The following is a 9,643-nucleotide window of genomic DNA, read 5'->3' as shown; positions in this document are numbered from 1 at the left end:
AAGCCTGGCTCTCTGACCTGGTTCCCCGTGTGGTGGACCTTGGCAGCGGTTTGTCCCAGCGATAGAGGAGCCCTGTCGCGATGCAGCAGTACAAAGGAGAAGTAGCAATGAATCGTCGTTTCAATCGGCCCGTTGCCGGCCGCGCTGCGGCCTTGCTGGGTCTGGTTCTGGCTGCAGCAGGCAGTCTCGCTGCCCAGCCCGGTGTAGCCAAGTCTTTCGATACCGACCAGATGATCGTGAAGTATCGCAATAGCGGTGTTACTGCCGCACAGATGCAGGGTGCCAGTGCGGCGACTGCTGTTGCCACGGTACAAGCCCAGCGCTTGGCCCAAGTGCAAAGCGTAATCAGCCGCTTCGGCCTCAATGCCGTGGTCAAGCGCACCAATTCGTCCGGCGCCCAGGTGATCAAGCTGGACAAGCGTCAATCGGTCGAAACCGTGCGTGCCATTGCAGCTCAGATCGCCAATGGCGACCCGAATGTGGAGTTCGCCGAACCGGACCGGATGATGCACCCGATGGCGGCAGCGCCGAATGACAGCAGCTGGTCGTCGCAATGGGACCTGCAAAACGGTGTCGCCGGCATCAATGCCCCAGCCGCTTGGGACTTGTCGACCGGTAGCGGTGTCACCGTCGCCGTGCTTGATACCGGCTACCGTCCACACGCCGATCTGGCCGCCAATATCGTGGCGGGCGGCGGCTACGACATGATTTCCGACGCCACAGTGAGCCGCAAGACGGGAGGCCGCCAGGCCAATGCACTTGATGCTGGCGACTGGCAAGGCGTCAAAGAGTGTGCGCAGTCCGGCCCTGGCTCGGAGGCGTCCGACTCCAGCTGGCATGGCACCCATGTGGCCGGCACCATCGCCGCACTGACCAACAACGCCAAGGGTGTTGCCGGTATTGCTTACAACGCGAAAATCCTGCCGGTACGTGTGCTGGGTCATTGCGGCGGCTACACCTCGGATATTGCCGATGCGATGATCTGGGCGTCGGGCGGTACGGTGGCAGGTGTGCCTGCCAATACCACGCCGGCGCGCGTGATCAATATGTCGCTGGGTGGCGAAGGGGCGTGTGACAACACTACCCAGGCAGCCATCAATACCGCTCGCGCGAATGGCACAGTGGTGGTAGTGGCGGCAGGCAACGAATCGAGCGATGCCAGCACCTCTAATCCGGCAAATTGCTCGGGAGTGGTAACGGTTGCGGCTTACGGCCCGGATGGTGGTCGCGCCTATTACTCGAACTACGGCAGCATCGTCGCTCTCGCAGGCCCAGGCGGTTCGATGCATAGTGCGACCGATACCAATGGCATCCTCTCTACTTTGAATGCCGGCAAGACCACCCCTGGTGCGGATAGCTATGCCTACTATCAAGGCACCTCGATGGCCACGCCCCACGTAGCAGGGGTTGCTGCCCTGATGATCGCTGCAAAACCGTCGTTGACGCCTGACCAAGTGGCCAGCCTGTTGAAGTCTTCGGCCCGTCCATTTGTGGCATCGTGTTCGGGTTGTGGCGCCGGCATGCTGGATGCCTTTGCTGCAGTAAAGGCTGCGAAGGGCGATGTGCCACCTGGTGGCGATAAGGCCATTGCTGAAGTCGAGCCGAATGACAGTTTCTCGTCGTCTCAAGTCATTGCTAAGGCAGCCACCATCAATGGCACCATCGGCTCTAGCACTGACGTTGACTACTACAGCCTGCAGCTCCCGGCAGGGGCGACGCTGTCGGTTACCCTTACGCCGAACAGCAGCTCGGACTACGACGTGTATGTGTATAACTCGGTGCAATCGGAGATCGGTAGCAGCACCAATGGTACCGGCAAGGTTGATTCGGTATCGGTCACCAATACCGGCAGCAGCACCTATACCCGTTATGTCGCGGTGTCGCGTTACAGCGGCGGTACCGGCAGCACCAATGGCAAGTACACCCTGAAGCTGAGCTGGTAAGCCAGCAGCACGGCAATGCCTTGATGCAATGCAAAGCGCCCCGGCCAGTATCGGTCGGGGCGCTTTTTATTTGCCAGCGGCTGATTCGCCGCGAGCGTCAGCGTGCCTCGCGCATGCTCTTCGATTGCCCGAGCAGATTCTGGCGCAATTCGGTCGGGGTGCGGCCGCCGACATACATGCGCAGGAAAATCCGCCCCATCAGCTCGCTATTGATATACCTTGCCTTGGTATCCGGTACCAGCAAGGGTGTGCCATTGATGGATGCGGTCAGCCCTTTTCCCGGGATGATGTCGATATTGACGACGTCGCCCTTCTTCAGCTTGGACAGCGAGTTATAAATGGCGCCCATCTGGAAGGTTTCGGTGATCAGCTGGTGAAATTCATCCTGGCTGGCGGCCACTTCGAAGTCCGACAGGAAATAACGCGACGCAGTCGAGCCGGTGATTTCCTGCAGCATGATGAGCTGGATACGCTTGGGCCCAGCCATCTTTTCCACTTCATCGAGGGTGCTGGCCTTTTGTGGAAGATACAGGCCCGTGGCATCCACTTTGTTGTAGCCGCGCTTGCGCCAGCCCACGCCATTGAGTTGCAACTTGCTGCCTTCAAGGTCAAGGCTCTCTTCGAAGCTGACCCCTTCAATCTGAATGGCGGCTTGCACCGGCAGGGCCACCAGGCTGGCAAGCAGCAGGCTGGCAAACAGCTTGATCATATTCATATCGACACCTCGGGTTTGGTCGTTCAGAACGGCAGCGACGCATTGAGCAAGACAGTGGTGCCTTGCGGACGGTCTTCGGCGCCGAATTCACGCACGATACGGCCGTCGATCAGGTAGTCGCCACCGCCTTGCAGATAGGCAAACTGCAGGCCCAGGCCGTAAACATGGCCCTTGCTGCCCAGTGTCAACGCCTGGCGGGCCAGCAAGGCTTCGTCAGTCGATGTCTGGCTGCGGCTGTCGGCGGTGGTTTGCGCCACCAGATAGCCGGCCACGCCGAGTCGCCAGGCATCGCTGACCGACTTCATCAGGGCGAAATCGGCATTCAGGTAGTTGCCGGTACGAAAATGCGTGTCCTTGTTCTCGGAATTGATGGCCAATGAGCCGCGTATACCCAAGTCCCAGCCCTCGCCGATATAGCTGTATTGAACCAGTGGCCGGAAGGTATAGAACTTGCCACTGCCAGGATTGGCAGCCTTGTCGGCGTCGTAGCTGCCGGTAGGCAGGATGATGGCCGGTACCAGCAGCCATTGGCTGTTATCACTGGCCCAACGCAGCATGGGAGCGATTTCCAGATCGCCCAAGCCAAAGCGGCTATTGGAATTGGCCGCCGCAATGCGATTGGCCGACACGGTAGCGCCAGCGCGGATCGCCTGGTTCAAGCTGTCGAGTCCGGGCGCATTGATACTGCTATTCACTCCCAGTACCTTTACAGCGGTTTTCTTGCTGAGTACCGGCAATAGCGCAGTAACGCCCAGTTGCGCGCCGAGAACCTTGTGGTTGCTCATATAACTGACCCGTCCCAGAACGCCGGCGACATCGATGGTGATGCGGCTATCGCTGCGGATATCGGCATTGACACCGGCCGGCAGACCACGGCTGCTCAAATCCTGAATCTGGCGCGCTTGATGGTCGATGGTGCCGTGATAGCGGTAGGCCGGCGCCTGGATTACCCAGCCACCTTCGAACGGCGCCGACATATCGGCGCCGCCAATACCCGGCGCATAGCGCAGATCGTAGTTTTCACTGGCATGGGCCAGCAGGGCGGCGGTGAGTAACAGACCGGCAGGCAGGCGCTTGCGCATGCTCGATTCCTTCCTTGTGCTGATGGCCATGCCGATGGCATGGCGGCGAAAAAACCGGCGATTCTACTATCAGTTGTCCGATATGCCGGCTTAATACCGTGTAAAGCTGACGCGGACGGCAAACCGTCTTGATGTGCGCCGCCCTTACTCGCGACACGTGCCGAGGTGGAGCGTGCAAGCGTTACCGGTATATAGATCAGCTAGTGGAGACAAGGCAAAGGCAGCCTGCCATACGGAGTGGCGCGTGCTGGCAGGGATGCCTAGCGGGAAAATCCGGCAGGTGCGTAGATGCAGCCCTTGGCCAGGTCGGCGCGTAGTCGCCGGTTACCCAGCCCAAACTGGCGGCGCAGCCAGTTGCGCAAGCCGACGCCGCGCGTGCGCTTGAGTACGCCATGCAGATAATTGCTGAAAAAGCCGTCTGCTTCGATTCTCAGTGCCTGTCTTGCCCAGGCATGGGCGAGGCGTGGGTGGTAGTAAGGGCCATCGTCGCGGCTGTAGAAATCTGCCAGATAGGTGGCGACATGCAGCCGGGCTATCGGTTCTTGTGACTCCAGGAGGCTGGGCGCCAGCGCATCATGGGCCCATAGCGCTTCGGTGGGGCTGCCGTTTTCCATCATCAGCAGGAACAGTTGCAATACCGCGTCTTCGTCATCCTCGGCAATGGATTGCTGCAGCAGGGCGCGGGCTTGGCCCAGCAGGACGCGATCCTCGATCACATAGCCATTTGCCAGATGATACTGATGCACCAGCTTCATGCGTGCGCGCGCCAGTCCATTGGCGAGTGCGCGCTGCCGCCACATCAGAGACTGCTCCGGATCGATCAGCGCATCGTCGGCCGGGCTGTAACGACCTTGATACAGATCGGCCAGCACATCCTGCACATCGGCGATATTGTGCGCGGCAAACTCCTGTGCCAGCCACAGCGCCGCATCGCGCAGCCCGGCCTGCCAGAGCTGCAGGACAAAGCGCTCGATATCGGCGGCTTTGTCGGGCGCGGCACATACCATTACCAGGATGCGCTCGAACAGACCGACCTTGGGGCCGCCCTGGCAGCCCCACAAGCCATGTTGATGCGCGACCAGCGAAAACAGCAATGAGCGCACTTCGCCGTGCTCGCCATCGGCCAGCAATAGCGGCAGCAACAGGCGTGGATCGGTCGCGTCGTCATGCAATATGTCGCGCGCCAATTCGAATAGCAGGTTTTGTTCGGCTGCAGAGAACGGGCTGGCGGTCTGGTACAGCTGCATGGCCACCTCGGCGGCGGCATGGGCCTCATCAAGCTTGCGCTGGTAATGGGCGCCGTCGTCGGCCTGGTCGATCGGCTCGATAGCCTGATCTGGCATGGCTTGGCGGGTCAGGGTCAGTTCCGGCATGGCCAGGGCGGGTCTTGGGTCCAGTTCCAGCGCACGCAGATAGTAGGCCATGGCTTTTTCTTCGGCCTCGCGCGCACCGCTCCAGCGCTCGGCGTCTGCAGACATGGCAGCCGACACGCTGATGGCCGAGGCAACCTCGCGCCAAAGGTTACCCAGAGCCCGATGCGCATGGCAGCTGTCCGGCATAGCCTGGACCCAGGCATACAAACGGGCGTGGCGTTCTGCCTTGCCTTGCTGTAACTGCGGGTCAAACAACTGTTCAAGGCTGGCCAATTGCAGGTAGTCCGCCGCGTGTTCCTCGCCCAGCCTGTCTGCCTGTCGGCGCAGCAAACTTTCGAGTAGCTCGAATTGCTGCTCACGCAGGGCGGCGCGCGTGCTATCGCGAAGTGTTGACCACGAAGCGGGCGTGTCGTGCAGGGCGGGCGGCGAAAAGGTCATGTAACCACACGGTCATCAGGCCATAAAGGCCGACATCGTAAGCCAGACTGGCGAGTATGGTAAGTGCCTGTGCACTTTTCCCGCCCGCTACCATGTGCTGCCCTGCGCATTGACGCCGGCGCGCAGGTAGCAAGCTGGCCCCTTGCCGCGCAATACGGCATGATCGAAATGAGAGCAGGCAAGCGCTTATTGCTGCCGTTGCGATGACGGTGAATGGCGCCGCCACGATGCAAGGGCGTGGTGAACTTGCCTTGCCAATAACTTCACTTGGATTCATGCATGTTGCACAGGGTGGTGGTTGCAGTCCAGCGCAGGCTTGGCGAGCTGATCGGGCGGCTGGAAGGCGAAGCAGAGTCGACGGAATCGGGTTGGCTGGCGCGCGCCATCGTGCCGGCGTTCGCCAGCTTGAGCCTGATCGAGCGCCAACAGATAGCCAGCTTGCTGCGCCGACACCAGGGCTGGTCTGGCCTTGTGTTGCTGTTCAGATTGCTGATTGCCGGTTCCATGCTCGGCTTGCTCCTGCATTTGCTCAAGCCTGCCGCATTCAGCTGGCTCGGTGCCTTGTTGCTGGGCAATGTGATCCTGATATCGGTTGCGCTGGCGACCTTTTCCGCCTGGGTCTTTCACCAGCGCCATGCTGCCAACCAACTGCGCGTCAGCGCACTATTGGCGCTACTGGCCTTGTTGGGCGTGGCGGCAGGCTCTACTGCCGCCGGTTTGCGCGGCGGTAGCAGCCTGTTCGAACTGGGCCGGCATCTGCTGCAACAAGTCTTGCCGATCGGTGTGGTATTTGGCTCGGCCTATGCTGCGCTGCTCGCGATGATTTCAACCCTGCGTAACCGCGAGCTGGCGGCTTTGAATGACAGCTTGCAAGCACAGGCCGAGCGCGAACGGCTGGCGCGCCAGCTTAGCGAGTCGCAACTCAGGCTGTTGCAAGCACAGATCGAACCGCATTTCTTGTTCAACACGCTGGGGGCAGTGCAGCACTTGGCCGAGGATGGCGCACCGCGCGCGGCGGCATTGACGGGCGATTTGATCCAGTTTCTGCGCGCAAGCCTGGCGCAGATGCGCGCCGAACAGGTGACGCTGGCCGAGGACTTTCGCCTCGTGGACGCTTATCTCAAAGTGATGCAGGTGCGCCTGGGGGCGCGGCTGCGTTATGAATTGCACCTGCCGGCGCAGCTGGCTGGCAATCTGGTCCCATCCATGGTGTTACTGACCTTGGTAGAAAATGCGATCAAGCATGGCATCGAGCCTGCCATTCGCGGTGGCGAGATGGTGGTTTCGGCAAAACAGGATGAGATGTGCCTATTGCTGCAGGTGGCCGATAGCGGCGTGGGCTTGGCGGATGACTGGCATAGTGGCATTGGTCTTGCCAATGTGCGCGAGCGCCTGCAGCTGGCATTTGCCGGGGCAGCTAGCCTAAGCCTGTCGCAGCAGCCCACCGGCGGCACCGTGGCCAGCGTGTCCTTGCCACTTTTCCCTATGCCAGGCACGGAGGTCGAATGAATTGCTCCATCTTGATTGCAGAGGACGAGCCGTTGATGCGCGAGCGGCTATTGGCCCAGTTAGCCAAAGCCTGGCCGCAAGCCCGGGTGGTAGTGGTGGCCGAGAACGGGAACGATGCCTGGGATGGTTTTCTTGAGCATGAACCACAGGTGGTGTTTCTCGATATCCGTATGCCTGGCCTGTCCGGTCTGGATGTGGCCGCCCGCATCGCCGGTCGAGCCCATGTGGTGTTTGTCACCGCCTACGATCAATACGCTGTTGAAGCATTCGAGGCCGGTGCGGTGGACTATCTGCTCAAGCCGCTGCAAGCGGAGCGGCTGGAGAAAGCGATTGAGCGCATTGTGGCCCGGCTTGCCGCGCCACCGCTCGATCTGACCGCCATCCTCGGCAAGCTGCAGGCAGCAGTGCCGCAGGCGAAACCGCCACGCATGAAATGGATCAAGGCAACAGTGGGCAAGCAGATCAGATTGATCGATGTGGATGAGGTACTGTTTTTCCAGTCCGACACCAAGTACACCCGGGTTGTGCTGGCCGACTCCGAAGCGCTGGTGCGCACTCCCTTGAAAGACTTACTGGTCGGGCTGGACCCTGAGGTGTTCTGGCAAATTCACCGTGGCACCTTGGTCAATGTGCATGCCATCGCGGCGGCAGAGCGCATTGATGCGGAACGCATGCAGGTATTGCTCAAGGGTTCGACCGAAAAACTGCTGGTTAGCCGGGCCTTTACCCATTTGTTTCGCGATTGAGTTTCGGGCCTATGGCAGGCAGGCCGTATTCAAGTCTAGGACTTGGCCTTGTCGCCGATGCGGCTCTCGCGGCCATGAATGAGGTTAAGCAGATTTTGCTTGTGCCGCTGAATCAGCAGAGCGGCGATTATAAGTACTGCAACCAGAATCGCCGGCTGACCCGGCAGCAGCGTGGCGCAAGCCAAGGGCGCGGCAAGCGCGGCGACCAGCGCGGCCAACGATGATATGCGACTGCTTGCGGCGATCAGCAACCAGACCAGCAGGGTACCCAGGCCCAGGCGCCAATCAAGGGTGAGCAGCACGCCGGCCGCCGTCGCAACCCCTTTGCCACCGTGAAAGCGAAAAAACACCGGCCACATATGGCCGACCGTAACTGCTACCGCTACTGCTGCCAACCAGGCGTCAGGCAACCCGGCCTGGCGCGCCGCAGCGATCGCCAGTACTGCTTTGAGACTATCGCCGCTTAAGGTCAGCAAGGCCGCCAGTTTGCGGCCGGAGCGCAACACATTGGTGGCGCCAGGGTTGCCCGAACCATAGCTGCGTGGGTCGGCCATGCTTAACAAGCGGCTGACTATTACCGCAAACGACAGCGAACCGATCAGGTAGGCAGCAGCAACAAACAGCAGCGGAGCGGCAAAGGGCGGCATGCAATGAATTCCACTACAATGGTCAGCCTCGAATTCTAAGCGCGATGCCGCTTGCGGCGATACCGGCAATTGCCCGACCGCCCGGCTAACTGGACATGGACATCATTTATCTGCACGGCGTGAAGGCACGCACCCTGATAGGCGTATACGACTGGGAGCGGGTGGCGCCGCAAGTGGTCGAGGTAGACCTGGAGCTGGGCATACCCAGCGCCCGCGCCTGCCAGACTGACGAATTGACCGACACCATTGATTACGCCGAAGTAGTCAATCGCCTGCGCACCGTACTGGCGGAACAGCACTTTTTGCTGCTGGAGCGCTTGGCTGAGCATATCGCCCAGGATGTAATGGGTGCCTTCGGCACACCGTGGATACGGGTATCGGTCACCAAGCTTGGCATCCTGCACGAGGTAGGCCGGGTCGGCGTCACCGTCGAGCGCGGCAATCGCGGCGCCTGAATCGCTGCTGGCGGGCCGTACGGGCGCCCCGGCAGCTCGCTCAAATCGTACAGATGTCCAGGCGGCTTGTTGCCAGCTACCTAAACCGGCGACAATTTCTACCATGATGTTGGAGGCGGGCCCGCCTGCCGTTCGTCCCGGCCGATACCCCCACTTATCGGTACCAAATGGACGCAGGCTGCCTGCTGTGGATAATGACCAGTGCATAAATCGGAGATCACCATGCGCCGCACCAAAGGCTTCACCCTGATCGAGTTGATGATCGTGATTGCGGTCATCGGCATTTTGGCCAAGATCGCGCTCGACCAGTACGGCGCTTATGTCCTGCGTGGCAAAGTGACTGAGGCGTTTACCCAGTTGTCGGATATCCGTATCAAGATGGAGCAATTGTATGTGGATCGGCGCGGAAATTATGGGGCTGTCAATACTGATTGCGACGCTTCGGTAATTCCCACTACGGGAATTAAGTATTTTTCTTATACGTGTAAAATTGATGCCGCTGATCCGCAAAAATTTACTATCACGGCAAAGTCAGTAGGGAACGGCGGGATGGGGCCGGCGGATTCTTATCAATTCACCATTAATGAGGCAGATCTGAAAAGAACCACCGCGTTTGTAGGTAACTCGGCAGTGCCACTTAATTGCTGGGTTTCATCCAAAGGTAGTACGGTATGTTAAATCGCTACGCTGGTTCGGGACAAGAAACGGGGTTTACCCTGGTTGAGACCAGGGTAG

The 9,643-nt window shown here is 60.0% G+C and carries 9 protein-coding genes; 5 read left to right on the top strand and 4 right to left on the bottom strand.

Features of this window, described 5'->3' with window-relative positions; translation table 11 throughout:
- Positions 1-107: 107 nt before the first annotated feature.
- A complete protein-coding gene (locus ACE3OH_RS14625) occupies positions 108-1,943 on the top strand; it encodes a S8 family peptidase (protein WP_374354321.1) in 1,836 nt (611 codons plus the stop codon).
- A 97-nt stretch (positions 1,944-2,040) separates the two neighbouring features.
- Here the strand turns inward: ACE3OH_RS14625 and ACE3OH_RS14620 are convergent, their stop codons facing one another.
- From ACE3OH_RS14620 to ACE3OH_RS14610, 3 genes are all read right to left on the bottom strand, one after another.
- Positions 2,041-2,658 (bottom strand): chalcone isomerase family protein, encoded by a 618-nt coding sequence (locus ACE3OH_RS14620; RefSeq protein WP_374354318.1) that lies wholly within the window; start codon positions 2,656-2,658, stop codon positions 2,041-2,043.
- Between the two features lie 23 nt (positions 2,659-2,681).
- The gene (locus ACE3OH_RS14615; protein WP_374354316.1) at positions 2,682-3,740 is read right to left on the bottom strand and encodes a transporter; all 1,059 of its coding nucleotides are present in this window, start codon (positions 3,738-3,740) and stop codon (positions 2,682-2,684) included.
- 260 nt (positions 3,741-4,000) lie between these two features.
- Positions 4,001-5,551 carry a DUF4034 domain-containing protein gene (locus ACE3OH_RS14610; protein ID WP_374354313.1) on the bottom strand — a complete coding sequence of 517 codons (1,551 nt, stop codon included), beginning with the start codon at positions 5,549-5,551 and terminating at the stop codon, positions 4,001-4,003.
- Between the two features lie 279 nt (positions 5,552-5,830).
- Between ACE3OH_RS14610 and ACE3OH_RS14605 the strand changes: the two genes are divergently transcribed.
- Both ACE3OH_RS14605 and ACE3OH_RS14600 read left to right on the top strand, forming a co-directional pair.
- Positions 5,831-7,060: a sensor histidine kinase gene (locus ACE3OH_RS14605; protein ID WP_374354310.1), complete on the top strand. Its 1,230-nt coding sequence runs from the start codon at positions 5,831-5,833 to the stop codon at positions 7,058-7,060.
- Complete coding sequence (locus ACE3OH_RS14600; protein WP_374354305.1) at positions 7,057-7,806, top strand: LytR/AlgR family response regulator transcription factor; 750 nt, start codon at positions 7,057-7,059, stop codon at positions 7,804-7,806. The genes ACE3OH_RS14605 and ACE3OH_RS14600 overlap by 4 nt, the downstream gene beginning before the upstream one ends.
- Positions 7,807-7,841: 35 nt before the next feature.
- Here ACE3OH_RS14600 and plsY read toward each other — a convergent pair whose 3' ends face one another.
- Complete coding sequence (plsY, locus tag ACE3OH_RS14595) at positions 7,842-8,453, bottom strand: glycerol-3-phosphate 1-O-acyltransferase PlsY (protein ID WP_374354301.1); 612 nt, start codon at positions 8,451-8,453, stop codon at positions 7,842-7,844.
- A 95-nt stretch (positions 8,454-8,548) separates the two neighbouring features.
- Between plsY and folB the strand changes: the two genes are divergently transcribed.
- Together folB and ACE3OH_RS14585 are read left to right on the top strand one after the other, a co-directional pair.
- Positions 8,549-8,908 (top strand): dihydroneopterin aldolase, encoded by a 360-nt coding sequence (gene folB / locus ACE3OH_RS14590; RefSeq protein ID WP_374354298.1) that lies wholly within the window; start codon positions 8,549-8,551, stop codon positions 8,906-8,908.
- 222 nt (positions 8,909-9,130) lie between these two features.
- Positions 9,131-9,586, top strand: a complete 456-nt coding sequence (locus ACE3OH_RS14585; RefSeq protein ID WP_374354295.1) for a type IV pilin protein — start codon at positions 9,131-9,133, stop codon at positions 9,584-9,586.
- Positions 9,587-9,643: the final 57 nt, after the last annotated feature.

The sequence above is a fragment of the Chitinimonas sp. genome (assembly GCF_041904975.1).
Classification (GTDB): Bacteria; Pseudomonadota; Gammaproteobacteria; order Burkholderiales; family Chitinimonadaceae; genus Chitinimonas.
This window is presented reverse-complemented; position numbering and strand designations above follow the sequence as displayed.

What these genes read in the sequence shown, in the direction of transcription:
- ACE3OH_RS14625 (WP_374354321.1), top strand. Translation starts at nt 108, where the DNA reads ATGAATCGTCGTTTCAATCGGCCCGTTGCCGGCCGCGCTGCGGCCTTG.
- ACE3OH_RS14620 (WP_374354318.1), bottom strand. Translation starts at nt 2,658, where the DNA reads ATGAATATGATCAAGCTGTTTGCCAGCCTGCTGCTTGCCAGCCTGGTG.
- ACE3OH_RS14615 (WP_374354316.1), bottom strand. Translation starts at nt 3,740, where the DNA reads ATGCGCAAGCGCCTGCCTGCCGGTCTGTTACTCACCGCCGCCCTGCTG.
- ACE3OH_RS14610 (WP_374354313.1), bottom strand. Translation starts at nt 5,551, where the DNA reads ATGACCTTTTCGCCGCCCGCCCTGCACGACACGCCCGCTTCGTGGTCA.
- ACE3OH_RS14605 (WP_374354310.1), top strand. Translation starts at nt 5,831, where the DNA reads ATGTTGCACAGGGTGGTGGTTGCAGTCCAGCGCAGGCTTGGCGAGCTG.
- ACE3OH_RS14600 (WP_374354305.1), top strand. Translation starts at nt 7,057, where the DNA reads ATGAATTGCTCCATCTTGATTGCAGAGGACGAGCCGTTGATGCGCGAG.
- plsY (WP_374354301.1), bottom strand. Translation starts at nt 8,453, where the DNA reads ATGCCGCCCTTTGCCGCTCCGCTGCTGTTTGTTGCTGCTGCCTACCTG.
- folB (WP_374354298.1), top strand. Translation starts at nt 8,549, where the DNA reads ATGGACATCATTTATCTGCACGGCGTGAAGGCACGCACCCTGATAGGC.
- ACE3OH_RS14585 (WP_374354295.1), top strand. Translation starts at nt 9,131, where the DNA reads ATGCGCCGCACCAAAGGCTTCACCCTGATCGAGTTGATGATCGTGATT.